This window comes from Rathayibacter sp. CAU 1779 (assembly GCF_054551755.1).
Map to the genome: position 1 here is coordinate 275,073 of NZ_JBTOLK010000004.1, position 26,354 is coordinate 301,426.

A 26,354-nucleotide genomic window follows, 5' to 3' on the forward strand; every position below is an offset into this window, starting at 1 on the left:
TCGATCATGTCAGCATTTCCCTCGCCCGGCAATTAGCTAGCTCGTCTTGCAATCTCCCAGGATTACGATACGCGTATGGATGCGCCCCATACACCGGACGTGCAGCGAGCGAATGCGCTGCTGGATCCCCGCGTCATCGATCCGGCACAGGAGCTCGTGGCACACGGCGCCCTGACCGACGCCGAGATCGACCAGATCGTTCGAGTGCTCGCCGGGATCCGCGACTGGCGGGAAGCCGAGCAGGAGATCGGCTTCCGTTCCCGCAGCGACATGAAGCTGAACGAGACGGACATGCGAGCACTCCGGTTCCTGGTCGCCGCCAAGAACCAGGGCACGATCGTCACGCCGAAACTGCTGAGCGACCACCTGGGCATCTCGACCGCGTCCACGACGAAGCTGCTGGACCGGCTGGCGGCAGCCGGCCACATCGAACGAGCACCGCATCCGACCGACCGCCGCGCGCTCATGATCACGATCACACGCCGGACCCACGAACAGGTTCGCGACAGCGTCGGCCGCACCCACGCCCAGCGCTGGGAAGTCGCGGCCTCACTCAGTCCCGAGGAGCGCGAGGTGGTCATCCGCTTCCTCGAACGGCTCAGCGCTACGGCTCGGCCAGCCACCGCTCAGCCAGCCATCCCCCGGCCGCCGTCCGACGACGTGCAGTCGCAGCGAGCCGAGCCGGATCAGAGCGCCTGACGAAGCGCCTCCCCAGGGGTCGCCGCCGCCGGGATATACGTGCAGCCCTCGTAGAGCGGCCAGACCGCCCAGCCGTGCTGGTCGTTGCGGTACAGGTATCCGAGCACGGTGTCGCCGCGCAGGATGTTCCACTGCTCGCCGTCCTCGGACTGCACCAGCGTGAACGGCGTGTTGTTCACGACAACGACCTGGCTGCCGGGCTGTGGCTGGAAGTTCTCAAGCATCGTGCTCGAATCATAAACGGCACGGATGCGGGTGCCGAATCGGCGTCGGTGGGCCCGATCCACGACGGCACACGCGATTCTGCCGGGCGCACGCGCACGGTCAGGGTGCTTTCGCAACTCCGATCAGGCTGAGGTACGCCCACACGTTGTCGACGGTCGGGGTCGCATCCGCGCAGTACGCCTCCTGGAAGGTCGTGCCGTCCGAGATGGCCATGAGCTGCTCCGCCGCGGTCTCGGCCGTGATGTCGACGGCGGTGTGCGGATGCGCGGCGAGTTCCTCGCCCAACGCAGTGACGAGCATCCGACGCACCAGCTTGTAGCGGCGCACGAAGTGCTCGTGCGCCGCATGATCCTGTGCCGTGGCCTCCATCGCGATGCGGAGGAAGAGGGATGCCGCGCCCTGCTCGGACTCGTTCCCCTCCAGGCGCGACATGAACCAGCGCAGCTCGGGTGTGCGAAGGCCCCGCCACCGCGGATCGTCCGGATCGGCGTCGCGCACGAAGTCGGAGAGGTGGTCCCGTTCGACGTCGTCGCGATGGATCATGAGGTCGGTGAGCAGCTCGTCCTTCGACGAGAAATAGTGCAGCACGGTGACGTGCGTGATGCCTGCACGCGCTCCGATGTCGCGAAGCGAGACAGCCTGGAATCCGCGCTCGCGGAAGAGGTCGAGAGCGGAGTCGAGAATGCGCTGCCGGGTTCGTTGGCCCTTCGTCAGCGTGGGCTTCGCGCCGGGCTCGCTGATCGCGCCGGCGGGCGGGGCGCCCGCGTCGTCTCGGGCGGTCGGGGCTGTCATCCGTCGATGCTAACGCCGGGGTCGCGACCGGTTCGGCGGCGGATGAAGCCGACCATCCGCTCCATCACCGACCGTGCCTCCGCCAGGCGGAGATCGACGGCGAACTCGTGCGGCAGCTCCGGATGATGGTCGTCGGGATAGAACGCCTCCTCGACAGGCACACCATGCTCCGCGAGCGCCCTGGCCAGCTGTCGCGAGTCCTCCAGCATCGCGTCCGTGGTTCCGGCGGAGATGAAGGCCGGCGGGAACGAGGCGGCCAGGTCGTCAACCAGGGATGCGGCGCGCACTGCCGGAACGCGGAGATAGTCGCGGTGCCCCGTGTAGGCCCGCAACAGCAGATCGCCGAAGCGGCCGAGGGCGCCGTCGGTGTGTTGCCTGCCGTCGGCGGGTCCGAGCCGGAACGGCCCCGAGGTGAGCACGACACCGCGGATGTCTGACCCGACGCCCTCGGCGAGCCCGATGCCGGCGCGCTCTGCGTGGCCGGCATCCGTCATCGCACGTGCGAGCTGTGCCGCGATGTGGGCGCCCGCGGAATCACCCGCGAGGACGACGCGATCGGGATCCGCGCCCAGCCCGTCCGCATGCGAGCGAACCCACGCCACCGCCCTGCTCGCCTGCACGATCTGGATCGGGTAGTGCGCTTCCGGCGCCCACGTGTAGTCGACGCCGACCACGACGAATCCGTGCGAGGCCAGCACCGCAAGGTAGGAGCGGAGGTCGTTCTTGGTCCCGCCGATCCAGCCGCCCCCGTGCACCCAGATCACCGTCGGCAGCGGTGCGGATGACGCGCTCGGCCGGAATACATCGAGCAGTTCGGCAGGGTCTTCGCCGTACCGGGCGTCGAGCGTGCGGTCGACGTCGGCGGGCTCGTACGCTGCCATCGCCGACACGAGCGTGGCGTCCTCCAGGAGCGGACCCAGCGCGCGGATGGCCGGAAGCGTCATCCACACCGGCGCTCTGAGACGCACGGCGAGCGCGATCCAGAGCGCTCGCAGACGGAACCAGGCGCGGGGCCAGCCGGAGAGCAGGTCGGCGGGCCGTGTCGGGAGGCTTGTGTCGTCAGGGCTCACGCGTCCTCCTCCCCCAACGTCGGCTCGCTCCTGTCGCCGACGATCTCGACGGACCTGTACCACGCGCCGAATCCCAGGCGCTCCCACGCGGGAGCATTGCGCAGCAGTCGGGCCGCCGTGGACTCCCATGGCGTGCTCGCCGGATTCCAGGCCCGCTCGGCGACGATCGCGAGCCGAGGCAGCAGCAGGAGGGCCAGGTCGTCGAACGAGGTGATCGTCTCGCCCCACATCGCCGCTTCGACACCGGCCACTGTCGCACCCGCCGCGTTCTGCGCCACCCAGTCGAACGGGTTCCAGTCGGCCAGCTCGGCCGTGCTCTCGGGCGGATAGTCGGGGAATCCGAGCCGGTCACCGGCCACCGTCTGCGCCGGATCACTGCTGGCGTCGGAGTACGGACGATTCAGATAGAGCGGCGACGACGGCGACAGGATCAGCGGGATCCCGGCCGCGACCGCTCTCGGACCATCGCCCGGCGCCTGCGCCGCAGTCTTCGCAGCCTGATCCACCAGCTCGTGGAACGCCTCCGGCGTGCGGGCCTTGACTGTCTCCGCGTCGAACGCGTCCGTGTCGGAGATCCAGAGCTGTGCGAGGTCCGGCCCCACGCATTCCGCCGGCTCTGATCCCGGGAGCTCCATCGAAGGGCCTGGCACCGAAGGGTCGGATCCTGAAGTCGTCGGTGCGCCGCCGCGGAGCGCCCCGGATCGCGTCGTCTCCTGCCATCCGATGGCACGACGAGGGATGGCGTGCACGTGGTCGAGCACGTGCGCAACGAACGAGGAGTAGGCGGGCTCGGGCATCCCGAACGCCTCATCGCCTCCGATGTGCAGGAACGTGGAAGTGGTCAGCTCCGCTGCCTCGGTGAGCACGTCCGTCGCGAACCGCAGCGTCGCCGGCTGCTCGGGATCGAGGTACGGGAGCAGCGGATGCGCGAACTCCACCCCGCTCGCCAATTCCGGATACGCCGCGAGCGCCGCTGCAGTGTGTCCCGGCATGTCGAGCTCGGGCACGATCGTGACGAAGCGTTCGTCGGCGAATCGGATGAGGTCGCGGAACTCTTCGCGCGAGTAGTGCGGGGTGCCGCCCGTTGTGAGGAGCGGCCAACGCTCGGATTCGAGCCGCCACGCCTGCGAGTCGGAGAGGTGCAGGTGAAGCACACTCATGCGATGCCAGGCAAGGAGGTCGATCACGCGCTTCACATCCTCGACGCCGAAGAAGTGCCTGGCGACGTCGAGCGACAGGCCACGCCAGGCGAACGTCGGCGCGTCGCGGATGGCGCCGGTCGTCGCGCGGATGCCGTCACTCGCCTCGAGCGACTGAAGCAACGCCGTCCCTCCGCGGAACGCGCCGGCAACTCCGGCCGCGCGTACCGTCGCGCCGGCATCACCGACGGTGAGCTCGTAGCGCTCGTCGACGATGCCTGCGAGGGAGGCGCCTTCTCCGATCGGATCCGGCAGATCGCCGAGCTCTGCGTCGTCGACGAGCTCGAAGCTGACAGCAGGACGGACCCGCGGCTCGCCGGGGGCTGTCCCGCTTCCCGTCAGTCGGATCCCGATCGTCCGTCGCGCCAGTTCGCCGAGCGACGGCAGAATCCGTGCGACCAGATCCGGATGGCCGCCCACCACCAGCGTCGAATCGGACGACAGCCGGACCGCGGGTCCTTCCAGGCTCCCTTCACGCGGCAGCGGCAGCAGAGCGCTCATCGACGAACGGCCGTCCCGGCGTCGTCCGCCCGACGTGCAACTCCCTCGTGCTCGGGGACCTCGTGCTCGGGGATCTCGCGCATCGAGCTGTCGTGCTCCGTGCGGTGCTCGCCGTCTGCGTCGACGAGCACGCGGCGCTTCGCAAGTCCGCCCAGCCAGTGCGCCGACGGCTTCGGCGTACGAACGAACGTGGTGCGATCGACGGCGATCAGCCCGAAGATCGGGGCGAAGCGTCCCCATTCGTAGTTGTCGAGCAACGACCAGTGCAGGTAGCCGCGCACGTCGATGCCGTCGACCATGGCATCCGCGAGTCCACGGAGCGCCGCGCGGGTGTAGACGATGCGCCGCTCGTCGTCGGCCACCGCGACGCCGTTCTCCGTCACGATGATCGGCACACCAGGCACGACTGCCGCCGTGTGGCGCACCGCTTCGGCCAGCGCCGCCGGGTAGAACTCCCAGCCGGTGAGCGTGCGCTCGTCGTCCGGCGAGACCGGGACGATGCCGTCGCGCCCGACGATCGTGCGCGTGTACGACTGCACGCCGACGAAGTCGTCTCCCTTGCTGTGCTCGAGGAACCAGTCCTCGCGAGTGCGTCGGTAGTCATCCGCGTTCGCTTCGCCGCCCGGTACCGACTGCACCGCCTGGTTGGCGATGCTCCAGCCCGCGCGAACACCCGGATGCCGTCGGTGCAGCCGCTCCACCGCACGGTGGTGCGCTTCGGCGAGGCGTTCGGCTGTTGGCGTGTGCGGTGCGGGGAGTCCGCCGAGCAGCCCGCCATCGAGCGATGCGTCTCCGCGGATGATGGCATGCATGACGGCCAGGATGTTGGGCTCGTTGATCGTCACGACGGTGCGCACGCCGGCGTCGATGACGGGAGCGACGGCATCCAGATAGCGCTCGAAGAGGGTGAGTGCGTCGTCGGCCAGCCATCCTCCGTCGGCCATGAACCAGAGTGGGTGCGTGAAATGGTGGAGCGTGACGACCGGCTCGAGTCCGATGCTGCGGGCGTAGCGGACCATCTCGACGTAGTGCGCGACGGCGGAGTGCGAGATCCGCCCCCTCACGGGCTCGACGCGCGCCCACTCGATGCTGAACCGGTAGCTGTCGAAGCCGAGGGAGCGCAGCAGGTCCATGTCTTCGCGCCAGCGCAGGAAGCTGTCGCAGGCGTCGCCGCTCGGCTCCGTCACCGGACTCCCCTTCGCGTTCTCGAAGGCCCACCAGTCGCTGGCGACGTTGTTCCCCTCGATCTGGTGGGCGGACGTGGAAGCGCCGAAAAGGAATCCTTCGGGGAGGCGTTCATGCATCCCTTCACCATAGTTACCGGTTGGTAGATTTTCTACGCCGAGATGGTGATACTAGGGAGCGGCACAGAACTGACCACCCGGTAAGGTCTGTGCCGATCCCATCCACCGCATCCCCCAGACAATGGAGTTCGACGATGCCACAGGACGCCCCCACACCAGCACCCCCTTACGACCCGAACAGTGCCACGAGCGTCGCTCCGCAGGACGCGGACGTCGCCGCACCCGGCAGCTTCGCCTCGGACGAGTCGCCGACGAACGACCTCGGCGAACGTCGCTTCGTGACCCGCCTGGGCTGGTTCGGCCCGGTCAACATGCTGATGATCCTCGGCGCCGCCATCCCCACCTCCGCCGTCGCGGGTCTGATGGCCTACAACTTCACGGCACGGCTCGACGAGGCCGCCGCGAACGCGTCGATCGGTGCCGCGAACGTCTTCGGAGCCTTGTTCGGCGCGCTGGCGGCGATCGTTGCAGGCAACGTCTCCGATCACACCCGCACCCGGCTCGGCCGCCGCAACCCGTGGATCATCACGGGCACCGTCATCGCCTCGATCTGCATCCTGGGGCTGACCTTTGTGCCCTATACGGCCGTGTGGGCCGTGGTCATCCTGTTCTGCGGATTCCAGGTGGGCCTCAACACCACACTCGCGAGCTACACCGCGCTGCTGCCCGACCGCGTGAACTCGAAGCTGATGGGTCGTGCGTCGGCGTTCGCCAGCTTCGGCACCCTGCTCGGTTCGGCCCTGGGCGGCATCGTGGTGAGCGTGCTGGTCGGGGTGTTCGGCGTGGAGCACCTCAGCGTCGGATTCCTCGTGCTGCCGTGGACGATGGTCGCGATGATGCTCGTGGTGGTGCTCGCCATTCCCGGGGCGCGACTTCGCCGTGCGCCGGGCGAGAAGCTGTTCGACCTCAGGGAGATCTTCTCGACCTTCCGACCGCCCAAAGATCGCGAGTACTGGCTCGTCTACCTCGGCCGGCTCGTGTTCATGGTGGGCCTCATGATGCTGGTGCAGACGCAGACCCAGCAGCTGCGGTACCACTTCGGACTCACGATCGAACAGTCGGCCTCGCTCGGCGCCGTTCTCGGGATCCTGCTCGCCGTCGCCGCAGCGGTGGCGACAGCCATCGCCGGTCCGCTTTCCGACAAGCTACGCAGGCGCAAGGCGCCCGTCATCGTCAGCGTCGTGCTGTTCGTCGCCGGGGTGGCGGTGCTGCTGCTCAGCACGCAGACCTGGGTGCTGTACGTCAACATCCTGCTGGCGGCATTCGCGTTCGGTGCGTTCTCGTCGGTCGACCAGGCGCTCATGGTCGAGATCCTGCCGAACAAGGAGACAGCCGCCCGCGACCTCGGATTCCTCACCACGACGAACACGCTTTCCGGCGTGATCGGCGGCGGAATCGGCGCCATCATCATCGGCACGCTGGGCTACACGGCACTCTTCATCATCGCGGGGCTGCTCGCGCTGGCCTGCATCGTGTTCTTCGTGCCGATCAAGCGCGTGCGCTGAGGCTCGGCCCCGAAGGGTGCCGCGCCGAAAGTGCTCAACGCTGGGCTCGAGCGGGCCGGACTTCGGACCCGAGAGTGCTGCCGCGGACGGATGCCCGCCGCGGCGGCACCGCTCCGATCGGACTCCGGTAGAGTCCCCTCGGCGGTCACCGCGACGATCGGCGCGACATCCGCCGGGCCTGCGCAGTCACCGCCCCTTCGTGAGCATCACAGCAGACGGCGGCGCCTGCACTTCGGGTCGCAACACGAATCCCGCGGCGATGTACATCCGCTGATTGCGCGTGCTGTGCGCCCCCGTGAACAGCTCGAAACCGAGCGCCTCGGTCGGCGCGACGCTCTGGATGTGGTCGAGGAGTCGGCGTCCGAGGCCGGATCCCTGCAGGTCGGGCGCGACCATCAGCCGGCCGATGTCCCACACCGGCGTGCCGCCCGCGCCGACCGTGAGCCGCCCGCGCACCGATGCCACCAGGCGGGCGCCCGCGCGCACGACATACGTGTCCCACCGGTCGATGTCGGCTCGCACCTGGTCGAGGCTTTCGTGGAGCGCCGGGATGTCGAGGGTGTCGTTCGCGAGCGCCTCCTGAACCCAGCAGGCGCGGGTCAGAACGAGGAGCTCGGGGGCGTCGGCATCCGTTGCGGGAACGATTTCGAGGTCGGGCACGGTGACAGCGTACGGATCCGCCGGTCGCGACGGAACGGTCTCGGGCGTGGGTCAGATCCCGTCCGGATCCAGGTTCAGGGTCGTGCCTTCGTAGAGGTACTGCTGGTCGCCGAACACCTGCAGGTTCTCGTTGAGCCAGATCAGGTCGGCGACCGAGATTCCGAAGCGTGCGGCGACGACATCCGTGATGTCGCCCGGTGCCACCAGGTAGCTCTTCGGCGCACCGCCGGCAGTCGTGGCCGTCACCTTGCCGGTGGCGAAGGTGCGCGATCCGCCGTCCGAGGGATGCACGTTCGACTGCCGCACCGGTACGGACCACTTCACGGTGTTCACCGCCAGCACCTTGTTCGGGCCGAGCTCCACCGGAACACCGTCGGCGGACGCCACGGAGGAATAGGTGACGATCGCAGTCAGGTAGGAGGGCTGGTCCTCCGAGCCGAGTGACCCTGACGATGATGTCGCAGTGGTCGTCGGTCCGCCGAGCAGATGGTCGCCTACACCATGCCAGGTCAGGCCGTCTCCGACGTTCGGCGCGATGTCGATGAACGTGACTGACACCGGGATGGGCACGGTTGACGTGAAGCCCGAATACTGAGTGGTGTAGGTGTTGTCCCCGTTCGCGGCGACCCGGTAGTGGTAGTGGATGCTCCCCTTCGGCGACGCCACGTCGCCCTCGGCCACGACCGTGCCGGCCGGAACGGGGAGAAGAGTCGGCGCCGGCTCTGGCGTGCTCGCCGGCTCAACGGTCGCGGGGTGCGACAGGGCCGGATTCGGAGCGGATGCCGTGGGTCGCGCCGACTTCGTGGCGTGCGGCTTGTGCGTCGGCGTCCCGTGAGCCGAGGCGTTGCTCGCGGGCACGCAACCGGCGAGCGCAGCCAGGATGGTCATGGCGACGCCGACCGTCGCGATCCGTCGCCAGCGAGCCGAACGCTTCTGACCCGGAGTACCGCCACGACTGCGTCCACCCACCACGATTCCTCCTGAGCCGCCGGCACCTGCACCGGCACAACGAGCCCGAACGAATCCGGTATTTCGACACCGTTCCAGGCTGTTCAGACCCTAGTGGTCTACCCCTCCGGAAGGAAACGATTTCCACCCTCTGCACGAACGTGCGGCTCATCGCGCAGGTCGTCTCAGTCGTGACGCACTGCGTAGCGGTGCATGACGACGCCGTTGTCGAATCCCCGCTGTTCCAGCAGGTCGAGTCGGATCGTGCGCGGACCGCCGTCGAACAACGGTCGCCCCGCACCGAGGATCACCGGATGCTGGAACACCAGCAGTTCGTCGAGGATCCCCGCGTCGAGCAGCTGTGTCGCCACCGTCGCGCCGCCCACTCCGATGTCGCCGTCGGACTCGGCGCGAATGGCCGCAAGCCGTTCGATCGCATCGTCGCCGCCGACGATACGGGTGTTGTACTGCGCCTGGCTGCGCGTGCGCGACACCAGCACCTTGGGTGCCGACGTCCAGATCTCTCCGTATTCGCGGATGACATCGGACGCCGATTCGTCGTGCCGAGCCGCCGGCCAGTACGACTCCATCGTCTCGTAGATGACGCGGCCCTCGACCATCGACGTCATCGCGGCCGCACGCCTGTTGAACTCGCGGTGCAACGGCTCGTCGATGCTCAGCCAGTCACCGCCGCCCTGCTCCCCTGGCGTGCGCTCGATGAAGAGGTCGAGGGATGTGTTCATCCAGTACACGAATCGAGCGGGCATGGGCACCCCCAAGTGCATGCTGACGCGGTGACGAGCCCGACCGGCCCGGCGTCCTGTCCACTCTAGGCGGGACGGATGCGCGCGGCACGGAAAAGGGACCGCCGCATCCCGCAGGTGGCGCGGAATGCGGCGGTCTCGAACGGGTGGTGCTGAACGCCCTCGGCCGCTCAGCGCACGAGCGGCGCGAGCGTCTCGCCCAGAGCCGTCACGACGCCCGGCACGTGGCCGTTGAACGGCGAGTTGACGATAACGCCGTCGACGCCGGCGCCGAGGATCGACTCCTGGATGCGCTCGGCCAGCACATCCGCGGTTCCGACGAACGCGCGGCTGCGTCGCTCCTCTGGAACCTTCGCGAGGATCACGTCCGCCTCGGCCTGCGTCTCCACCAACGCGACGCTGGCGAGGTAGCTCGTCTTCAGCGTCGCCGGATCCCGGTCGATCTCCTCCGCCCGCTGCTTGAGCACCTGTACCTTGCGCGGCAGATCGTCGATCGCGCAGATGATGTTCATGTGATCGGCGTACCGCGCCGCGAGCCGGAAGGTCTTCCGCTCACCCTGTCCACCGAGCATGATCGGGATGCTCTCCCTGAAGCGCGGCACGTTCATCGCCCCGTGCGCCCGGTACCACTTGCCGGTGAACTCCGGACGCTCGTCCCGCAGCATCGGATGGATGATCTGCAGCGCCTCGTCGAGCTTCTCGAAGCGCTCGGTGAAGGTGTCGAAATCGAAGCCCAGCTGCTCATGCTCGAGCTCGAACCACCCGGCGCCGATGCCCAGGATGGCGCGCCCGTGGCTGATCACGTCCAGCGTGCTGACCGTCTTGGCCAGCATCGTCGGATTCCGGTACGTGTTGCCCGTCACCAGCGCCGACAGCTGGATCGTGCTGGTGGACGCCGCGAGCGCCGCCAGCGTTGAGTAAGCCTCCATCATCGGCTGATCAGGTGTTCCGATGCCGGGGAGCTGGTAGAAGTGGTCCATCACGAGGACCGTGTCGAACCCGCTGGCCTCCGCCTCGCGCGCCTGCGCCAGCACGGTGTCGAACAGCGTCTCGACGCCGCCCGGGTAGGTGAAGTTGGGGATCTGGTATCCGAGGGAGATCGTCACGGAAGTCACGCTAGGGCAGCAGACGCGGGCCCGCAGGCGTTTCGGCAAGTCCAAAGGACCGAGGCGAAGAGCCGGCTTCGCCGCAAACCCTTCGTCCTGCCTGAATGCGGAAACGGCGCACTCGTGGATTCGGCTCGGCCTCGCGCGTCAGACGCGGAAGGATCCGGTCGTTCCGCTCCGACTTCGCGCCTGTTAGCGTCGTGGCCGTGGCAGAGACCAGTCCGCCGACACTCTTTCTGACCGTCGGTCTTCCCGGAACCGGCAAGACCACAGCCGCGCGCCGCATCGAGGTCGAGCACGACGCGCTTCGTCTGACGAAGGACGAATGGATCAGGGCCCTCTACGGCGAGGAGAACCCGGAATCGGCATCCGACGTCATCGAGGGGCGCCTGATCCAGATCGCCCTGCGCGCGCTCGAACTCGGCGCCAACGTCGTCATCGACTTCGGACTGTGGAGTCGAGACGAACGATCCGCACTGCGACAGGCGGGAGCGGATGCCGGCGCGAGGGTCGAGGTCCTCTTCTTCGCGCTGCCGTCGATCGAGCAACGCCGTCGTCTCGACCAGCGGTTGGCGGATGCCCCGCACGCCACGTGGCCGATCTCGGATGACGAACTGGCGCAGTACGAGGCGCGGTTCGACATCCCCTCCCCCGACGAGCTGGACGGATCCGCTTCGATCGACGGTCCACCCGACGGCTTCGCGACCTGGCGCGAATGGATCGCCTCTCGCTGGCCGGCGGCCGTGACCTGAGGGGATCCGCGATCCCTCGGCTGCAATACCGGTTGTGTGCTTCGACCACTGCTCAGCGCGCGGAAGTGGATGCGACCTGGCGTGCGGGAAAGAGCAGCACGGCGGCGGCCATGCCGATCAGGGCACCGATGAATTGGGCCGGCAGGAAGGCGAGGGCGGAGATCGGTGCGATGCCCGCGAAGCTGTCGGTGAACATCCGTCCGATGGTGACGGCAGGGTTCGCGAAGCTGGTCGAAGAGGTGAAGAAGTACGCCGAGGCGATGTACGCGGCGACCGCGACGGGCACCGCTTCGTGTGCCGCACCGCGAGCCAGGGTGAAGATCACGAGGATGAGCCCGGCGGTCGCGACGACTTCGGCGGCGAGATGTGCAGCGGAGACCCTGTCGGCGGTGCCGATGGAGACCGGGGTCTGACCGAAGATCGTATTCGCGAGGACGGTCCCGAGGACGCCGCCGACGACCTGTGCAGGCAGGTAGCCGGCCAAATGCTTCCAAGGTCGCCTGCCGAGCAGGACGTCGACGAGGGAGACGACCGGATTCAGATGCGCGCCCGATACCGGAGCGAACACTCTGATGATCACATACAGCGCCAAGCCGGTGGCGGCCGCATTGATCGCCAACTGGATGCCGGCGTCCGTGGACAGCGAGGTCGCAGCGATGCCGGAACCGACGACGGCGAGGGTGAGCATCCCGGTGCCAAGAAGCTCGGCAACGCAGGCGCGCCAGAGCGGATGCCGTGTGGTCATTCAGACCGTCGTCAGGAGTGTGGCGACCGCGTCCAGGGCGCCTGGAACGAGGCGGTAATAGTGCCAGGTTCCGCGCTTGCTGACGGTGAGGTATCCGGCGTCGACGAGCACCTTCAGGTGGTGCGAAACGGTGGGCTGGCTCAACCCGAGAGGGTCGGTCAGGTCGCAGACGCATGCCTCGGCATCCGCGTGGGCCGCCACCATGGACATCAGGCGGAGCCGTGCCGGGTCGGCCAGCGCCTTCAACGACTTCGCCAGGGACTGGGCGTTGACCGCGTCGATCGGTTCGCGCGTGATCGGCGCGCAGCACGCCTGCAGATCCCGGATCGGCAGCAGTTCGGTGACGGACATGGTCTCAGTCTGGCACAACATTGACATTCATCGATGTTTAATCACAGACTATGTCCATCGACGCACGTCGATGAAAGGAGACGACCATGAACGGTTGTTGCGAACCCGACGAGGGATGCTGCGAGCCCGGCTGCTGCTGACCCTCACCCGGCCGCCGCGGAACGGATCCGGGGCGGCCGGCCCAGACTCGACCCCGAGGACATCATGAGCGACACACCCACGATCCTGTTCGTCTGCGTGCACAACGCCGGCCGATCCCAGATGGCGGCCGGCTACGCCCGCGCTCTTTCGGGCGGGCGCGTGCGCGTCCTCTCAGGAGGCTCAGAACCAGGCGACACCGTCAACCCCATCGCGGTTCAGGCCATGGCCGAAGAGGGCATCGACATCACCGGCACCTTCCCGCGACTTCTCAGCACCGACCAGGTCCGCGAATCGGACGTGGTGATCACCATGGGCTGCGGTGACGCCTGCCCGATCTTCCCCGGCAAACGCTACGAGGACTGGGAGCTCACCGACCCCGCAGGGAAGCCCATCGACGAGGTGCGCGCGATCCGCGATGACGTCAAAGCCCGCGTCACGGCACTGCTCGACGAACTCCTGCCGGGATCGTCTGGCCACGGCCGTTCGGTGTGAGGCCGGCGTCCTAGAGCCGCCCGATGGCGCGGAGGAAGTGAGCGGTGAAGGCATCTGCATCGACGTCGGTCGCTATCCGGCAGTTGGGTTCGGGTGCGTCACTGCCTTCCGCCAGGTCTGTCACGGTCAATCCGCGGGCCACGCTGGGACCCGTCACGACAGTGACGTGAGCAGGTCGCCAGGCGCAGAACTCGGGGTGTGAAAGGACGGCGACGGCCAGAGGATCGTGCATGGCGCAGGACTCGTTGTTGAGTGGGTTCCCGGGGAATCGGGCGTGCATGATGTCGATCCAGGTGTTGGTGGCTTCTCCGGCGAACCTTCCGAAGGATCCTTCCGGATGCTGTGCAAGCTCTGCCGCCTGGGCGCGACTGAGTCGCACCTTGACGGTGACGTCGAGTCCGACGAAGCGGATCGATGCACCGCTGTTGAGAACGGCTTCGGCGGCTTCCGGATCGCTCCAGATGTTGAACTCGCCCGGCATCCGTCCTTGCTTGGTCTGACCGAGGAAGATCCCGCCCATGATGACGATCTCTTTGACGTCGCGGGCCACGCGGTGATCCAGTGAGAGTGCGGCGGCGACGTTGGTGAGCGGGCCGATGGGTACCAGGGTGATCTCACCCGGCTCCGCGGTGATGCGGCGGGCGATCTCGGCAGCGGCGAAGCCGGCAGCGGGAACGTGACGCCCATACGTTGAACGGATCGCGTCGGGTGCCGTGCGGATGAGTTCCGGGTGGGTGAGCGGCGCCAAGGCGCCTTGGTAAACGGGGACGCCGGTCACTCCGAGTCGCTCGAGAAGATCCATGCTCAGCAGCGCCGCGCTCTCGCCGTCGGTGTTGCCCGCAATGCTGGTGACTGCATCGAGGGTGATCTCCGGATCGGCGACGGCGAGAGCGAGCGCGAAGCCGTCGTCGACATCCCAGCCGGCGCCCATGGCGAGGTCGGTGTCCAGGATGATGCGCCGCATGTGGTCTCTTTCCTTCTGTGGGATGACCGAGCTTCGTCACGGTCGTCTCTGTATGTTCTCTGCTCGCGCGCCCCCGCGCACGCGGCCATGCGGTGCAGGGTCAGCCCGCGCGTCGTGCTCCTTCGTCGAAGGCGTCGATGGCGAGTTCGGCGAGGAGGATGGCTTCGGTCCATCGGTCGCTCTCTTCGCCGATGGCACCATCAGCTCGCGGGAATTCGCGGGCGTAGAAGTTGTCAGGCGGCAGGAGCTCCGGTACGAAGGTGATGCCGCCGCTCGCCGCTCCCGTGCTGAGCGCGGAGGCGAATGTGCGTGCCCAGATTTCGAAGAAGTGACCGACGTAGGGCTGGTGTCGTGCTCCAGCGATCGGCACCTGCATGCATCCCGGTGTTCCCACCCGTCCGTGCAGGAACCGGACCCGGTCGAACACCGGCTGCAGTGCATCCAGTTTCTCGTCGAGGTCGCCGTAGACGAGTTCCACGCCGGTGTACCAGTGTGAGAAATCACCGGTGAAAAGCAGATCCGGGTAGCGCTTCACCAGTTGGATGGTGCGCCAGGGATCCTGCGTGATCGTGGCGCGATGGGTCTCGACGAACATCGGGTGGCTCTCGGTGACCGCAGCTTCGAGGATGGCCTCGATGAGAGCGTTGGCATCTTCGTCGCTCTCGAACCCGGTACCCACGTGCAGCGTCGTCGACTCATGACCCGCTGCCGCACTGCGCCGCGCGAGCACGCCGGCATCCTCCGGTGCGAGCACTCTGCCGGCGCCGGCGGTGGCGAGACCGACGGTTGCCGCCAGTGCATCGTCGCCATCCTGGACAAGGGTGAATCCGGCATCCCGTGCCATCCGATAGCGCTGCGCGTCGGTGGCTCCGGCGAGTGTGCTGCCCTCGAGTGGCGACTGGAAGGTGCCGGCGTGGATGCCGAGGCGGAGGCCCTCCGGCGCGTCGCGCAAGGACCTCCGCTCGGCGGTCATCCGATCGCTCACACCGGGCGGCCGTTCGGTTTCGTGGCCACGTCTCCGGCACTGCAGTACGAGCCGGGGCTGTGAACCCCGTGCGCGATGCGCAGCTCATTCTGGTGGTCGTCCGACAGCTCAGGAGCGAACTCGTCGGAGACGTTCCAGGTGAAGCCAGCGGCCGCCGGGTTCTGCTTCTGCCACTCGTCGCGCCCCAGGGCGATCAGACGCAGACGTCGGTCGATGAACTCGGCATCCCACGGGCCCTCGGCCATGATCTGCTCGGCTGGCCGGAACTCGTAGTAGATGGTGCGGCGCAGCTTGTTCGCGAGCGTCGCCTCCGAGCCGTGCACCAGCATCACATCGTGCACCAGCACGTCGCCCGGGTTCAGCTCGGTCTGCACCACACCCGGCGCATCCCACCCGTACTCCTCCTGCAGCTGACACACGTCCACGATCTGCTTGTGCGAACCGGGAGCCACCCGCAGCGACCCCGCCCCCTTGCGACTCTCGTCGAGGTAGACATCCACGTTGAAGATGCGGAAGTTCCGCGGATGCACTGCATCCTGGTGCCAGTCGATCGGAGCACCATCGCCGGTGTTCTTGAACACCAACGACTCGTACGTCGGCACGAAGTCCGGGCCGGCCAGGCTCTCCGCGATTCCCAGCATCTCCGGACTGCCCAGGAGCTCCAGCGAGGCCGCCTCGCCCTTGTTGTGGAGGTAGTTGATACGGAACAACACCCGACCAGACGGTCGCGTGGCGAAGTTGTAGTCACCGTCGCCGGCGGACTCGTCGGGCAGCGCGTGACCGTCCGCGATCCAGCGATCGGATGCCGCCTGAAGCCTCTGCAGCAGATCGCCCGTGATCCGGTTCCGCAGGATCACGTATCCATGGTCGTCGAAGTGCGCGATCTCCTCGGCCGTGAGGTGATAGTCGCGCTCAGTCAGCACCGTCGGCTCGTTCAGCAAGGTCATGAGATTCCTTTCGTCACCACCACGCTAGAGGGAGTATTTTCGGAGATGTTCCGACCATTGCGCCGCATATTCCGAAAAGCCACCCACGTGCAATCTCACCCCGAACCCCAACAGCACGGAAACAGCTTCGGCTTCTCCGCCTGGCGCGGCCCATCGACTGTGATGGCAGCTCCGCACGCCCACAACGACATCGAGATCAACTACTGCACGCAGCGTCTCGTCTACCGGTCCGGAGGAAAGGCGTCCATCCTGCCTGCAGGCATTCCTTGCGCATTCTGGGGCGCAAAGCCCCACCAGCTCGTCGAACTCGCAGAGGGCAGCCCGCTCGCCTTCGTCACCGTGCCGCTGCAACAATTCATGGCCTGGACCGCGATCCCGCTCGCGACCAAGCTCAGGTTGCTGCAAGGCGACATCCTCATCGCACACGACGGCACCACAGGAATCGAGGCCGGCCCTGCCATTGAGAGATGGGCGGACGATCTCGCTCAGGCCGGCGGGCAACGGCGCCGAGCCGCGGAACTGGAAATCGAGGCCCTGCTTTCCCGGATGGCCGCAGGAACCTGGGCCAGGACCGAGGCGGACCAGAGCCCCACTGCCACCGATCTGCGTCGCGCGGCATCGATGGCCGCATTCATCGCAGAGAACGCCACGAACCGAATCCAGCTGGCAGACATTGCGGCGTGCGTCCACCTTCACCCGAATCGCGCCTCCGCGCTCTTCCGCAGGGTCTTCGGAGTCGGAGCGAGCCACTATCTGGCCCAATTCCGAGTCGCCGAAGCGCAACGCCTCCTCCTCACAACCGACCTGACCTCAGCCGTCATCGCTCGCCGATCCGGATTCCAGTCCGTCAGCACCTACCACGAGACCTTCGTCGACATCTGCCAGATCCCGCCCCTCACCTGGAAGCGACAGAACTCGGCCGCAGCCGATCGGTAGTGCCGAGAAACAGTCGGCAGCGGCACTGCCCGACACGACCGAGTCTTCGGTGGATCGGTCACGTCACCCCGCGTAGCCGGGCAGCACACGACCGCGCACCCCGGGCGACACGGCGAAGACGGCGCCCGCCGAGGGCTCGGCGCCGTCGGCGATGTCCTCGCGCGAAGTCGTGATGTAGAGCACATCGAGCTCGGGACCGCCGAACGCGACAGCTGACGTGTTCGTCACCCCAGGAACGGTGATCACGTCGGCCAGGCGCCCATCAGGGTGGTAGTGGTGCACCTTGCCGCCGCCCCACAGTGCGACCCACAGTCCGCCTTCGGAGTCGATCGCCATCCCGTCCGGATGGCCCTGCGACGGATCGACCACGGCGACGTGGCGGCGATTCGAGAACTCACCGGTCTCACCGTCGTAGTCGAATGCGTCGATGCACTGGGTGGGCGTGTCGATGTAATAGGCCGTCCTCCCGTCGGCACTCCACTGCAGACCATTGGAGATCGTCGCGTCCTCCAGAGCCACACTGGTCACCCCATCGGGTTCCAGTCGGTACAGCGTCCCTGCGCCGTGCCGTTCGTCGTACGCCATGGTGCCGCAGTAGAACCGGCCCTGCAGATCGCACCCACCATCATTCATGCGGATGCCGCCATCCGTGAGCACGTCGGGCAGCTCCCGCTCGAGCACGAAGTCGGCATCGAAAAGGCTGAAGCCGTGCTCGGTCGCGACAACGAACCCGCCGGCAGCTCGCGAGCGAAGCGCGGCCGCGATCACGCCCACGTGATGGCGTCGCACGGTGTCAGACGTCGGTCGCGTGCGCCGCGGATCCCCGAGGTCGAGAACGTCACCCTGCAGCATGTCCACGATGAGCAACCTGGACCGCTCGGGATCCCAGACCGGGCCCTCCCCATGGTGCGCAATCCGTTCCGTGACCTTCTCGGCATCCATGAAGCCGCTCCTTTTGAGTGATCTGTTTCGGCACAGCCTCGACCATGATGACCCACCGTTGGCGTCATCGGCTTCTCCCGCGTCGGCCGCCGCGTGGTGCGGCTCGTTCAGGGGCTCGAGTCGGTCCGCTGCCTCGTGGCCGATCCCTACGCTGACGCGGACGAGGTGGCGTCCGCTGGCGCGACGCTCGTGCCTCTCGACCAGCTGTTGCGAGAATCCCAGACGGTCTCGATTCATGCGCCAGAGCTACCGGAAACCCGCAACCTCATCGGCTCGCGCGAGTTGGCCTTGATGCCCGATCACGCCACCCTCATCAACACTGCTCGAGGATCCCTTGTCGACACGACGGCGCTCGAGCGGGAATGCTCCTCCGGCAGACTCAATGCGATGCTCGACGTCACCTTTCCGGAGCCTCTCCCCTCGACATCCGTGCTCTACGACCTCCCCAATGTGATGCTCACCCCGCACATCGCCGGATCGCTGGGGTCGGAGACCCTGCGCATGACCGACAGCATGCTCGACGACCTGGCTCGGTACCTGACAGGCATGAACCCGATGCATACGGTGACGAGAGACGCGCTCGCGATCAGCGCGTGAGCGCGTCGGCGAACCGGCCGGCCGCGCCAGAAACACACACCGCGACGCGTCGCGCTGGCCCCTGGCGTAGAACCGGCTGGGCAGGACGCAGATGACACGCCCAAACCATCCACTCTTTTGGCCGATAAGCCCCGGTTTCGGGCTGGCCCACTCATGCATGAGAAAAGGCCCCGCAATGCGGGGCCTTTTCTCATAAGTAGCGGGAGCGGGACTTGAACCCGCGACACCACGATTATGAGCCGTGTGCTCTAACCACCTGAGCTATCCCGCCGCAGCATTCGTGGCGACTGGAACAGCCGCTGCACCATGCTGGAGCCCCGAGTCAGGATTGAACTGACGACCCCTTCCTTACCATGGAAGTGCTCTACCACTGAGCTATCGGGGCGACACCGAACGACCGAGGTCCGTTTCGGCAACCGTACGAGAATACCATCATCCGACCGGCGGTTAAGCCACGTGACGGCCCCCTGTGGCGGCGTCGATCACGGTGTGGAGCACGGTCCGGAGCTTCTCCAGTTCGGACAACTCGAGGCCCAGCTTCTCGATGATCTGGGGCGGAACACCGAGGGCCTTCTCGCGCAGTCGCCGGCCGGTGTCGGTCAGGGTGACACGGAGCATCCGCTCGTCGCGCGGGTCGCGTTCGCGAGTGATCAGACCGGATGCCTCCAGCCGTTTGAGCAGCGGCGAGAGCGTCGCAGGCTCCAGCTGCAGCGCTCTGCCGATCGCCGCAACGGTGCGCGGGCTCTCCTCCCAGAGCGACAGCATGACGAGGTACTGCGGATGCGTGAGCCCCAGCGGCTCCAGCACCGGGCGGTACAGCGCGATGACACTGCGGGATGCCACGGCGAGCGCGAAGCACACCTGATTCTGCAGTTTCAGCAGGTCGTCGGGCGCTGTCTCCACCTCGTCGAACGACTCGGGTCGTCCGACCGTGCGCGTCTCTTGCGCCATGTTCACCTCCGTCAGTCGGTTCGAATCGCGTGTGCTGGTTCGAACAGCGTGCCTCATCGGGTTCTCTTCGTCCGAACGTCGTCGGCCCGTCCGACATGTTACGCTGACACTAATAGTTAGTGCACTAATGATAAGCCTGACAAACGATCGAGTGTGACGAGGAGCCCCACGTGTCTCGCGGCAACTGGAACTGGTACGAGAAGTTCAACAACGTCGTGCGCACGTTCACGGGTCCCGCGCAGTTGGGCGCCGGGCATCCCGAGGGACCAGACGTACGACGAGCGGATGCCGCGTGCCCGCTCTGCCGTGCACCCATGAACGCCCACACCGTTGAGCGGCCGGCAGACCAGCGCACTGCCAGTCGGCTGGTCTGCCCGTAGGGACCATCGCGGGTGGAACCTGTCGAAACCCGCCGCGCCCACCGCGGGCCGAGCCGGTCGACACCCGCCGCTGATCCGGTTTCGACAGGTTCAGCCGGCGGTTCGGCCCTGGTTTCGACACGCTCAACCCGCGGTAGTCGGCCGTGCCTTACCCTGCGATCGCGACGCCCGGGAGCACGATCGCGGCGAATTGCGGACCCGACGTGATCAGCCGCACGCCGCCCTCGTCCTCGTCGCCCGGCACGTCCACGGCGAGCGCGACGTCGCCCGAGACCGCGCGCGCCTGATCCCATCCGGATGCCGCGTCGTACGGCAGCCGCACGTCCGCCGCACCGCGGGATGCGATGACCAGCACCGACTCGTCCGCATGCTCCCGCACGAACACGAGCACGTCGTCGCCGACGTGCAGCCAGCGGAATCCGCCGTCGTTCAACGCCACGTGTTCGCGTCGCAGGGCGATCGACTCGGCGTAGAGCGCGAGGGTCGCGCGGGCATCCGTCGCCGTCGCTCCGGTCGCCGGATCAACCGCACCGTCTGCGATCGCATGGTCGTCGAGCAGGTGCCATGGCATCGGCATCCGCGCGCCTTCGCCGTCCTCGGCCTTCAGACCCAGCTCGTCGCCGGCCCACACGACCGGGATTCCCGGCATCGTCACCGACAGCCCGAACGCCACAGGGACGGTTCCCGGCCGCGCGTGCGTGCTGAACCGCGGCACATCGTGCGTGTCGAGCGCGTTCATCGTGCCCAGTCGCACGCGCCAGGGGAACGCCGCGGCGAATCGAGTGTGCGCATCCGCGAGCTCGTGCCCTGTATAAGAAGGGATGACGCCCACCGGCTGCCCGAAGTACGTCGAAGGGCTGCCGGGCTCCGAGAGCCACCCCCACACCGGCCGCGTGAAGTTGGCGTACGTCATGGCGCCGTGCCAGGCATCCCCCTGGAAGTCCAGCGCCGCGTCGTTCGTGGACTCGCCGAGCAGAATCGTGTCCGGATTCACCTCGAGCATCGTGCGACGGATGATCCGCCGCACCTCGGCGTTGAAGTCGTCCTCCCGGTAGCGGCCCGTCATGTTGGCGACGTCGACGCGCCATCCGTCGAGCGAGTACGGCGCCTTGAGCCACCGCGCGACCACGGATTCCGGCCCTTCGATGAACCGGCGCCGCAGCTCAGGCGACGCCCAGTTCAGCTTGGGCAGGCTGGGCACGCCGAGCCAGGCGACGTACTCGGTGTGCTCGTCGTTCAGCCAGTAGAAGAAGTCGCTCTCCGGCGCATCCGGATGCCCGTACGCCGCCTTGAACCACTCGTGTCCGTCTCCGCAGTGGTTGGTGGTCAGGTCGCCGATGACCTTCAGCCCGCGCGCGTGCGCCGCGGCCACGAACCGGGCGAGCGCCTCGTCTCCGCCGAGGAGCGGATCCACCCGCGTGAAGGACGTCGCGTCGTAGCGGTGATTCGAGCGAGCGGGGAACACCGGCGTGAGGTACACGAGCGTGACGCCGAGCTCGGCCAGGTAGTCGAGCCGCTCGGCGGCACCGACGAGGTCACCGCCGTAGAACTGCTGGGATCGTCCCGGCGGCACGTCATCGACCGGGTCGCTCCAGCGCGCCGGGATCGCCCAGTCCGGCGTCACACGCGCGTCGGCAGCAGCGGACCGCGCGAAGCGGTCGGGGAACAGCTGGTACAACACCGTCGACTTCACCCACTCGGGCGGCGCGTCGTACGCGACGAGCCGGAAGTCGTCCACATCGAGCGTCTCGGTCGTCCACACGCCCGTTGCGTTCAGCCAGACGCTGGATCCGTCGCCCCGTGTGATGAGGAAGCGGTAGCCGTGCACCGGGTTCTCCACCTCGACCGGCGCCTCCCACCACTCCCATCCGGCCTCGGATGCAACCCGCTCGGCGTCGGAGAACCGCGGCTCGTGATCCGGATTGGAGCGGGTGCGCACCGCGGCGACGGGGCCGAAAGCATGGGGGATCCGCACACGCACGCGGACCACCTCGCCCAGCTCGGGTGCCGGATCTGAGACGTGCAGCGGCGATCCGTCGTGATGGGGTTCCAGCATCATGCGAGCGTATTCCTCTGCTCCGAGCTCCAGCGCGCTACTTCACCGATCCGGCCGTCAGGCCGCCCACGATGTACTTCTGCAGCAGCAGGAAGACGACCATGACCGGCAACGCGGCCAGCACGGCGCCCGCCGAGAAGATGGACCAGTTGTTGGAGAACTGCTGGGACACGAACATGTAGAGGCCCACCGCGAGGGTCTGCGTGTTCGGATCCGTGAGCACGATCGATGCGATCACATACTCCCCCGTGGTTGCGATGAACGACAGCAGTCCGACCACGGCGAGGATCGGCGCGACCAGCCGCAGGATGATCCCAAAGAAGATCTGCGCGTGGCTCGCACCGTCGATCTTGGCCGCCTCGTCGATCGACTGGGGAACCGTGTTGAAGAACCCGTACATGAGGTAGGTGTTCACGCCGAGCGCGCCGCCCAGGTAGACCATGATGAGGCCGAGCTGGCTGCCAAGGCCGAGCGCCGGGAACACGTCCCCGATCGCGGACAGCAGCAGGAAGATCGCCACCACGGCGAGGAACTGCGGAAACATCTGGATCAGCATCAGCGAGAGCAGGCCGATACGTCGCCCCGTGAAGCGCATCCGCGAGAAGGCATACGCGGCGAGCGCGCCCAGGAACACGGTGGCCACGGCGGTGACCGTGCCGATCACGAGCGTGTTCACGAACCAGAGCCCGAACGGCTGATCCGGGTTCTGGAACAGCGCGATGTAGTTCTGCACGTTGACGGTCTGGAACAGGTCGTTCGATCCGACAAGCGACCCCGCCGGATTGAGGGATGCCGAGAGCACATAGAGAAGGGGGAACACGGCGAAGACGACCATCACGATGGCGACGAGGTGCCGCCATCCGGTCTCTCCGAACCAGCGCCCGAAGCGGAATCCCCCGCGTCGCGGTGAGCGCGAGACGGATGCCGCCCCGCGGTCGCCCGATGACGTCCTGCGCGCCGGCGTCGCGCCATCCGCTCCCACGGTCGTGCCTTCGCTGACCGAGCCTGCAGCGCTCATCAGTTGATCTCCTCGAGTGCCTTGGTGCGACGGAAGGCGATGATCGAGATCACCGCGACCAGGATGAAGATCAGGATCGACAGCGCACTCGCCAGGCCGTAGTCGCGCACGCCGCCCTGACCGAACGCGATCTTGTAGACCATGGTGATGAGCAGGTCGGTCGATCCGATGTCGAGAGTGGTGTCGGTGAACCGTGGCCAGCCTCTGGTCAGCATGTAGATGACATTGAAGTTGTTGAAGTTGAACGCGAACGAGGCGATCAGCAGCGGTGCCACCGAGACGAGCAGCAGCGGCAGCTTGATGGAGCGGAAGACGCGCCACGGGCTGGCGCCGTCCACGCGGGCTGCCTCGTCCACCTCCTCGGGCAGCGACTGCAACGCACCCGTGCACACCAGGAACATGTAGGGGTAGCCGAGCCAGAGGTTCACGAAGATGACGCTGAACCGGGCAAGCCAGGGATCCGTGAGCCACGGGATCTGCGCGCCGCCGAAGAGCACCTGGTTGATGAACCCGAACTCCGGATTCATCAGGCCGGCCCAGACGAGCCCGGAGAGGAAGGCCGGGAACGCGTACGGCAGGATGACCAGAACGCGGTAGATCTTCTTGCCGCGCAGCTTCGGATGGTTCAGCACCATCGCGAGGAAGAGTCCGAGACCGAACGTGGTGAGCACCGAGAGGATGGCGAACGCGAACGTCCACAGGATCACGCGCCACAGCGGTCCCGCGAGCTGCGGATCCGTGAAGGCCCTGGCGAAGTTGGCGAATCCGACGTCGACCTTCCAGCCTGGGCTGAGCGTCTTGGACCCGTCTTTCGTCGCGAACTCGCCGTTGCCGTTGTCGATGAAGACCGTGCCGGACGCGTTCCTGAACGTGTCGTCCTTCTCGTTGTAGATCAGGTCGGACGTGAAGACGTACGCCGTGCTCGCGTCGTCCGTGCGCAGCGAGCCCTTGTTCGGGTCGGAGCTCACGGGCACCGAGAGGGATGTGATCTCGTCCTGACGGGCGAGCACCTCTGACAGGTTCAGGGTGCGGAAGCCGGGCGCCTTGGCCGCCTTGTCGCCGTCGAACGTGGCGTTCTTCACGGCCTCGAGCGGATGCCCTGTCGTGCCGAGCAGCGCAGCGCCGTCCTTCGGATCCGTCGCCAGCAGGTACAGCTGGCTGCCCCGCTCCACGATGTTCACCGGATACGCGGGCGAGTTCGGGACTCGCTTCAGGCCGTTCGCGCTGATGGAGGCGATGGCATCCGCCTTGCTGCCGTTGTGTCCGTCGCTGTAGTTCGTGAACGCGATGTAGCCGCTGTACAGCACGACGAACACCTGGAACACGAGCAGGAAGATCACGCCGGGCGTGAGGTACTTCGCCGGCAGCCGCTTGCCGCGGCCGAGGTAGATCCAGTTGATGACGCCGGTGATGACCACGACGATCGCGATCGGAATCCACATCGACAGGCCGGCCATCACGAAGACCGCCCAGACGGCGATCGCATCGAGAAGCCCGAGCAGCGCGATCTTCGCGATCAGGCCGCCGATGCCGCTTCCGCCGGCGATCACGCGGGTCTGGGCCGTGGGCCGATTGCCGCCGCGCCCCTTACCTCCGGGCCGCTTCTTCGGAACGGATGCTGTGCCATCCTCTTCGGGACGCGCCGCTTCCAGCGTGCTCACGTCGTCGTCAGCCATGGTTGATCTCTTGTCCTCATGTCGTCGGGACGGGTGTGAAGGGTGAGGCGGGTCTAGCGACTCCGGCCGGAGAAGAACCCGCTGGTCGAGCCTGGGGCCACGGTCGCCGGTTCCGGCGCAGCGGCGTGACGGCCGTGCGCGTTGGGAGTGAAACCGGTCGGCGGATGTGCGCATCATCGCCGGTCGAGCCCGTCTGTCCAGCCCGTGCGGGCTGGTTTCGACGGGCTCAACCAGCGGGATGCCCTCGACCAGCGAGTGGCGCCGTGCGCGCTACTTGATCTTCGATTCGATGTTGGTGACCGCGGTGTTCCACACCGTGGTCGGATCGCCCTGACCCTTGATGAGCTGCAGCTCCGCTGCGCCCCAGTCGGCCCACACCGACGCCATCTGCGGGATCGCCGGCATCGGAACGCCGTTCAGGCCGATGTCGCCGAACGACTTGATGTCCGCGTCGCTCTTCGCGACCGTGGCGTACGCGGTCTTCAGCGCCGGCGGACGACCGCCGACCTTGTAGAGCGCCTCCTGAGCGGAGTCGGTGCCCAGGTACTCCACCAGGAATTTGGTCGCGGCGACCTTGTTCTGGCTCTTCGCGCTGATGAAGAACGCGTTCACGCCGAGGAACGGCTTCGCCTGCTCGCCGCCGGCCGAGGGCAGCGGGTCGATCGCGTACTTGATGCCGGCCTTCTTGATGGCTGGCACGTTCCACGGACCGGTGAGGTAGTACGCCGACTGCCCCTTGTCGAATGCGTCGAGGGCGATGTCGCCCGTGATGTTCGCGTTGAGGATGCCCTGCTGACCCCAGTCCTTGACGGCGGCGGCGAACTTCAGTCCGGCCTCGTCGCCGAGCGTGAGCTTGGTCGCGTCGTAGGTGCCGTCGGACTTCTGCGCGAAGACGGAGGATCCGAACGAGGTCTGCAGCGGGTACATGTGGTATGGGTCACCCTGCTTCGGGTCGAGTCCCAGCAAGAATGGATACTTCACGGTGCCCGCGTTGGCCGCCTGGGCAGCCTTGCCCTTGGAGATGACCTCGTCGAAGGTGCTGGAGACATCGGGAACGAGGGCCGTGTTGCGCAACAGCGCCACGTTCTCGATCGAGTACGGGAGGCCGTAGACCTGACCGTCGTAGGTGACCGCCTGGATCGCGACGTCGGCGTAGTCGCCTGACTTGTCACCCAGCTGCAGCGGCGACACGACGCCGTTCTGCACGTACGATCCGAGCTTGTCGTGCGGGCTCACGATCAGGTCGGGGCCCTTGCCGGTGGGAACCTGGCTGATGAAGTCCTTGTCCACGTTCGCGAAGTCCTTCACCACGAGCTTGACCGTGATGCCGGTGTCCTTCTTGAACTTCTCGGCGATCGGCTTGATCGCCGGAGCGCGCTGGGTGTCGAGCCAGATGGTGATCGTCTGGTTCGACGACGCCGCACCTGAGCCACTCCCGCTCGGGGAGGAACAAGCCGCGAGAGCCACGGTCGTCAACCCGGCTCCGGCCAGCCCGAGGAAGGTGCGTCGCGTGAACGCACTGCTGGGGGTCACCGTCATTGGTGTGCCTTTCTGTTGTGAGACAGGAGTCGGCCGTCGCGGAACAGAATGCGGAAGGCCGTTCTCCCGGGGGGATGCAAGCGCTTCCATTCATAGCAAACGCTTCCAG

Annotated in this window: 27 protein-coding genes and 2 tRNA genes; 7 read left to right on the forward strand and 22 right to left on the reverse strand. The window is 67.0% G+C overall.

Annotation, left to right across the window (positions count from 1 at the left end; genetic code table 11):
- Window positions 1-75 precede the first annotated feature (75 nt).
- Entirely contained in the window at window positions 76-699 is a 624-nt protein-coding gene (locus tag ACX9R5_RS17440; protein WP_459410326.1) for a MarR family winged helix-turn-helix transcriptional regulator, read from the forward strand.
- Here ACX9R5_RS17440 and ACX9R5_RS17445 read toward each other — a convergent pair.
- The 5 genes from ACX9R5_RS17445 to ACX9R5_RS17465 form a co-directional block, all read right to left on the reverse strand.
- Window positions 687-923 (reverse strand): hypothetical protein, encoded by a 237-nt coding sequence (locus ACX9R5_RS17445; protein ID WP_459410327.1) that lies wholly within the window; start codon window positions 921-923, stop codon window positions 687-689. The two genes, ACX9R5_RS17440 and ACX9R5_RS17445, sit on opposite strands and share 13 nt — an antisense overlap.
- Before the next feature lie 100 nt (window positions 924-1,023).
- Entirely contained in the window at window positions 1,024-1,716 is a 693-nt protein-coding gene (locus ACX9R5_RS17450; protein ID WP_459410328.1) for a TetR/AcrR family transcriptional regulator, read from the reverse strand.
- The gene (locus ACX9R5_RS17455) at window positions 1,713-2,786 is read right to left on the reverse strand and encodes an alpha/beta hydrolase (RefSeq protein WP_459410329.1); all 1,074 of its coding nucleotides are present in this window, start codon (window positions 2,784-2,786) and stop codon (window positions 1,713-1,715) included. Before ACX9R5_RS17455 ends, ACX9R5_RS17450 begins: the two co-directional genes overlap by 4 nt.
- On the reverse strand, window positions 2,783-4,486 hold the full coding sequence (locus ACX9R5_RS17460; protein WP_459410330.1) for a family 20 glycosylhydrolase: 1,704 nt from the start codon (window positions 4,484-4,486) through the stop codon (window positions 2,783-2,785). Before ACX9R5_RS17460 ends, ACX9R5_RS17455 begins: the two co-directional genes overlap by 4 nt.
- Window positions 4,483-5,790, reverse strand: coding sequence for a glycoside hydrolase family 1 protein (locus ACX9R5_RS17465; RefSeq protein WP_459410331.1), 1,308 nt, complete (start codon window positions 5,788-5,790; stop codon window positions 4,483-4,485). Before ACX9R5_RS17465 ends, ACX9R5_RS17460 begins: the two co-directional genes overlap by 4 nt.
- A 134-nt stretch (window positions 5,791-5,924) precedes the next feature.
- Here ACX9R5_RS17465 and ACX9R5_RS17470 point away from each other — a divergent pair, with 134 nt between their 5' ends.
- Window positions 5,925-7,295, forward strand: a complete 1,371-nt coding sequence (locus tag ACX9R5_RS17470) for an MFS transporter (RefSeq protein ID WP_459410332.1) — start codon at window positions 5,925-5,927, stop codon at window positions 7,293-7,295.
- Between the two features lie 186 nt (window positions 7,296-7,481).
- Here ACX9R5_RS17470 and ACX9R5_RS17475 read toward each other — a convergent pair whose 3' ends face one another.
- From ACX9R5_RS17475 to ACX9R5_RS17490, 4 genes are all read right to left on the reverse strand, one after another.
- Window positions 7,482-7,955, reverse strand: a complete 474-nt coding sequence (locus ACX9R5_RS17475; RefSeq protein WP_459410333.1) for a GNAT family N-acetyltransferase — start codon at window positions 7,953-7,955, stop codon at window positions 7,482-7,484.
- Window positions 7,956-8,006: 51 nt separating this feature from the next.
- A complete protein-coding gene (locus ACX9R5_RS17480; RefSeq protein WP_459410334.1) occupies window positions 8,007-8,927 on the reverse strand; it encodes a LysM domain-containing protein in 921 nt (306 codons plus the stop codon).
- 161 nt (window positions 8,928-9,088) lie between these two features.
- Window positions 9,089-9,670 carry a dihydrofolate reductase family protein gene (locus tag ACX9R5_RS17485; protein WP_459410335.1) on the reverse strand — a complete coding sequence of 194 codons (582 nt, stop codon included), beginning with the start codon at window positions 9,668-9,670 and terminating at the stop codon, window positions 9,089-9,091.
- 167 nt (window positions 9,671-9,837) lie between these two features.
- A complete protein-coding gene (locus ACX9R5_RS17490; protein ID WP_459410336.1) occupies window positions 9,838-10,773 on the reverse strand; it encodes an LLM class F420-dependent oxidoreductase in 936 nt (311 codons plus the stop codon).
- Between the two features lie 206 nt (window positions 10,774-10,979).
- Here ACX9R5_RS17490 and ACX9R5_RS17495 point away from each other — a divergent pair, with 206 nt between their 5' ends.
- Window positions 10,980-11,525, forward strand: coding sequence for an ATP-binding protein (locus ACX9R5_RS17495; RefSeq protein ID WP_459410337.1), 546 nt, complete (start codon window positions 10,980-10,982; stop codon window positions 11,523-11,525).
- 52 nt (window positions 11,526-11,577) lie between these two features.
- Here ACX9R5_RS17495 and ACX9R5_RS17500 read toward each other — a convergent pair whose 3' ends face one another.
- Both ACX9R5_RS17500 and ACX9R5_RS17505 read right to left on the reverse strand, forming a co-directional pair.
- Window positions 11,578-12,270, reverse strand: a complete 693-nt coding sequence (locus tag ACX9R5_RS17500) for an aquaporin (RefSeq protein WP_459410338.1) — start codon at window positions 12,268-12,270, stop codon at window positions 11,578-11,580.
- Window positions 12,271-12,621 carry a metalloregulator ArsR/SmtB family transcription factor gene (locus ACX9R5_RS17505; RefSeq protein ID WP_459410339.1) on the reverse strand — a complete coding sequence of 117 codons (351 nt, stop codon included), beginning with the start codon at window positions 12,619-12,621 and terminating at the stop codon, window positions 12,271-12,273. It abuts the gene before it with no gap.
- A 204-nt stretch (window positions 12,622-12,825) separates the two neighbouring features.
- Between ACX9R5_RS17505 and ACX9R5_RS17510 the strand changes: the two genes are divergently transcribed.
- Window positions 12,826-13,254, forward strand: coding sequence for an arsenate reductase ArsC (locus ACX9R5_RS17510; RefSeq protein ID WP_459410340.1), 429 nt, complete (start codon window positions 12,826-12,828; stop codon window positions 13,252-13,254).
- Between the two features lie 10 nt (window positions 13,255-13,264).
- Here ACX9R5_RS17510 and ACX9R5_RS17515 read toward each other — a convergent pair whose 3' ends face one another.
- From ACX9R5_RS17515 to ACX9R5_RS17525, 3 genes are all read right to left on the reverse strand, one after another.
- A complete protein-coding gene (locus tag ACX9R5_RS17515) occupies window positions 13,265-14,218 on the reverse strand; it encodes a nucleoside hydrolase (RefSeq protein WP_459410341.1) in 954 nt (317 codons plus the stop codon).
- Window positions 14,219-14,318: 100 nt separating this feature from the next.
- Window positions 14,319-15,191, reverse strand: a complete 873-nt coding sequence (locus ACX9R5_RS17520) for a hypothetical protein (protein WP_459410342.1) — start codon at window positions 15,189-15,191, stop codon at window positions 14,319-14,321.
- 8 nt (window positions 15,192-15,199) lie between these two features.
- Window positions 15,200-16,126: a phytanoyl-CoA dioxygenase family protein gene (locus ACX9R5_RS17525; protein ID WP_459410343.1), complete on the reverse strand. Its 927-nt coding sequence runs from the start codon at window positions 16,124-16,126 to the stop codon at window positions 15,200-15,202.
- On the opposite strand from ACX9R5_RS17525, the gene ACX9R5_RS17530 reads away from it, so the two are divergent.
- Window positions 16,067-17,086: a helix-turn-helix domain-containing protein gene (locus ACX9R5_RS17530; RefSeq protein ID WP_459410344.1), complete on the forward strand. Its 1,020-nt coding sequence runs from the start codon at window positions 16,067-16,069 to the stop codon at window positions 17,084-17,086. The two genes, ACX9R5_RS17525 and ACX9R5_RS17530, sit on opposite strands and share 60 nt — an antisense overlap.
- A gap of 63 nt (window positions 17,087-17,149) precedes the next feature.
- Here the strand turns inward: ACX9R5_RS17530 and ACX9R5_RS17535 are convergent, their stop codons facing one another.
- Window positions 17,150-18,028 carry an SMP-30/gluconolactonase/LRE family protein gene (locus tag ACX9R5_RS17535; protein ID WP_459410345.1) on the reverse strand — a complete coding sequence of 293 codons (879 nt, stop codon included), beginning with the start codon at window positions 18,026-18,028 and terminating at the stop codon, window positions 17,150-17,152.
- Window positions 18,029-18,094: 66 nt separating this feature from the next.
- On the opposite strand from ACX9R5_RS17535, the gene ACX9R5_RS17540 reads away from it, so the two are divergent.
- Window positions 18,095-18,625: an NAD(P)-dependent oxidoreductase gene (locus ACX9R5_RS17540; protein ID WP_459410373.1), complete on the forward strand. Its 531-nt coding sequence runs from the start codon at window positions 18,095-18,097 to the stop codon at window positions 18,623-18,625.
- Window positions 18,626-18,822: 197 nt separating this feature from the next.
- Here the strand turns inward: ACX9R5_RS17540 and ACX9R5_RS17545 are convergent.
- The 3 genes from ACX9R5_RS17545 to ACX9R5_RS17555 form a co-directional block, all read right to left on the reverse strand.
- Window positions 18,823-18,896 (reverse strand) — tRNA-Met (locus ACX9R5_RS17545).
- A 39-nt stretch (window positions 18,897-18,935) separates the two neighbouring features.
- Window positions 18,936-19,010: transfer RNA gene (locus ACX9R5_RS17550), tRNA-Thr, on the reverse strand.
- A gap of 62 nt (window positions 19,011-19,072) precedes the next feature.
- Window positions 19,073-19,576, reverse strand: a complete 504-nt coding sequence (locus ACX9R5_RS17555; RefSeq protein ID WP_459410346.1) for a MarR family winged helix-turn-helix transcriptional regulator — start codon at window positions 19,574-19,576, stop codon at window positions 19,073-19,075.
- Window positions 19,577-19,746: 170 nt separating this feature from the next.
- On the opposite strand from ACX9R5_RS17555, the gene ACX9R5_RS17560 reads away from it, so the two are divergent.
- Window positions 19,747-19,956 carry a hypothetical protein gene (locus ACX9R5_RS17560; RefSeq protein WP_459410347.1) on the forward strand — a complete coding sequence of 70 codons (210 nt, stop codon included), beginning with the start codon at window positions 19,747-19,749 and terminating at the stop codon, window positions 19,954-19,956.
- A 148-nt stretch (window positions 19,957-20,104) separates the two neighbouring features.
- On the opposite strand, the gene ACX9R5_RS17565 is transcribed toward ACX9R5_RS17560, so the two are convergent.
- The 4 genes from ACX9R5_RS17565 to ACX9R5_RS17580 all read right to left on the reverse strand — a co-directional run bounded on the left by ACX9R5_RS17565 (window position 20,105) and on the right by ACX9R5_RS17580 (window position 26,245).
- Window positions 20,105-22,012: a glycoside hydrolase family 13 protein gene (locus ACX9R5_RS17565; RefSeq protein ID WP_459410348.1), complete on the reverse strand. Its 1,908-nt coding sequence runs from the start codon at window positions 22,010-22,012 to the stop codon at window positions 20,105-20,107.
- Window positions 22,013-22,049: 37 nt separating this feature from the next.
- Window positions 22,050-23,030 (reverse strand): sugar ABC transporter permease, encoded by a 981-nt coding sequence (locus ACX9R5_RS17570; protein WP_459410349.1) that lies wholly within the window; start codon window positions 23,028-23,030, stop codon window positions 22,050-22,052.
- A complete protein-coding gene (locus tag ACX9R5_RS17575; protein WP_459410350.1) occupies window positions 23,030-24,706 on the reverse strand; it encodes an ABC transporter permease subunit in 1,677 nt (558 codons plus the stop codon). The genes ACX9R5_RS17570 and ACX9R5_RS17575 overlap by 1 nt, the downstream gene beginning before the upstream one ends.
- Window positions 24,707-24,976: 270 nt before the next feature.
- Window positions 24,977-26,245: a sugar ABC transporter substrate-binding protein gene (locus ACX9R5_RS17580; protein WP_459410351.1), complete on the reverse strand. Its 1,269-nt coding sequence runs from the start codon at window positions 26,243-26,245 to the stop codon at window positions 24,977-24,979.
- Window positions 26,246-26,354: the final 109 nt, after the last annotated feature.

What these genes read in the sequence shown, in the direction of transcription:
- ACX9R5_RS17555 (WP_459410346.1), bottom strand. Translation starts at nt 19,576, where the DNA reads ATGGCGCAAGAGACGCGCACGGTCGGACGACCCGAGTCGTTCGACGAG.
- ACX9R5_RS17440 (WP_459410326.1), top strand. Translation starts at nt 76, where the DNA reads ATGGATGCGCCCCATACACCGGACGTGCAGCGAGCGAATGCGCTGCTG.
- ACX9R5_RS17570 (WP_459410349.1), bottom strand. Translation starts at nt 23,030, where the DNA reads ATGAGCGCTGCAGGCTCGGTCAGCGAAGGCACGACCGTGGGAGCGGAT.
- ACX9R5_RS17530 (WP_459410344.1), top strand. Translation starts at nt 16,067, where the DNA reads ATGGTCGTCGAAGTGCGCGATCTCCTCGGCCGTGAGGTGATAGTCGCG.
- ACX9R5_RS17565 (WP_459410348.1), bottom strand. Translation starts at nt 22,012, where the DNA reads ATGCTGGAACCCCATCACGACGGATCGCCGCTGCACGTCTCAGATCCG.
- ACX9R5_RS17485 (WP_459410335.1), bottom strand. Translation starts at nt 9,670, where the DNA reads ATGCCCGCTCGATTCGTGTACTGGATGAACACATCCCTCGACCTCTTC.
- ACX9R5_RS17470 (WP_459410332.1), top strand. Translation starts at nt 5,925, where the DNA reads ATGCCACAGGACGCCCCCACACCAGCACCCCCTTACGACCCGAACAGT.
- ACX9R5_RS17465 (WP_459410331.1), bottom strand. Translation starts at nt 5,790, where the DNA reads ATGCATGAACGCCTCCCCGAAGGATTCCTTTTCGGCGCTTCCACGTCC.
- ACX9R5_RS17510 (WP_459410340.1), top strand. Translation starts at nt 12,826, where the DNA reads ATGAGCGACACACCCACGATCCTGTTCGTCTGCGTGCACAACGCCGGC.
- ACX9R5_RS17575 (WP_459410350.1), bottom strand. Translation starts at nt 24,706, where the DNA reads ATGGCTGACGACGACGTGAGCACGCTGGAAGCGGCGCGTCCCGAAGAG.
- ACX9R5_RS17445 (WP_459410327.1), bottom strand. Translation starts at nt 923, where the DNA reads ATGCTTGAGAACTTCCAGCCACAGCCCGGCAGCCAGGTCGTTGTCGTG.
- ACX9R5_RS17520 (WP_459410342.1), bottom strand. Translation starts at nt 15,191, where the DNA reads ATGACCGCCGAGCGGAGGTCCTTGCGCGACGCGCCGGAGGGCCTCCGC.
- ACX9R5_RS17450 (WP_459410328.1), bottom strand. Translation starts at nt 1,716, where the DNA reads ATGACAGCCCCGACCGCCCGAGACGACGCGGGCGCCCCGCCCGCCGGC.
- ACX9R5_RS17580 (WP_459410351.1), bottom strand. Translation starts at nt 26,245, where the DNA reads ATGACGGTGACCCCCAGCAGTGCGTTCACGCGACGCACCTTCCTCGGG.
- ACX9R5_RS17460 (WP_459410330.1), bottom strand. Translation starts at nt 4,486, where the DNA reads ATGAGCGCTCTGCTGCCGCTGCCGCGTGAAGGGAGCCTGGAAGGACCC.
- ACX9R5_RS17515 (WP_459410341.1), bottom strand. Translation starts at nt 14,218, where the DNA reads ATGCGGCGCATCATCCTGGACACCGACCTCGCCATGGGCGCCGGCTGG.
- ACX9R5_RS17500 (WP_459410338.1), bottom strand. Translation starts at nt 12,270, where the DNA reads ATGACCACACGGCATCCGCTCTGGCGCGCCTGCGTTGCCGAGCTTCTT.
- ACX9R5_RS17505 (WP_459410339.1), bottom strand. Translation starts at nt 12,621, where the DNA reads ATGTCCGTCACCGAACTGCTGCCGATCCGGGATCTGCAGGCGTGCTGC.
- ACX9R5_RS17535 (WP_459410345.1), bottom strand. Translation starts at nt 18,028, where the DNA reads ATGGATGCCGAGAAGGTCACGGAACGGATTGCGCACCATGGGGAGGGC.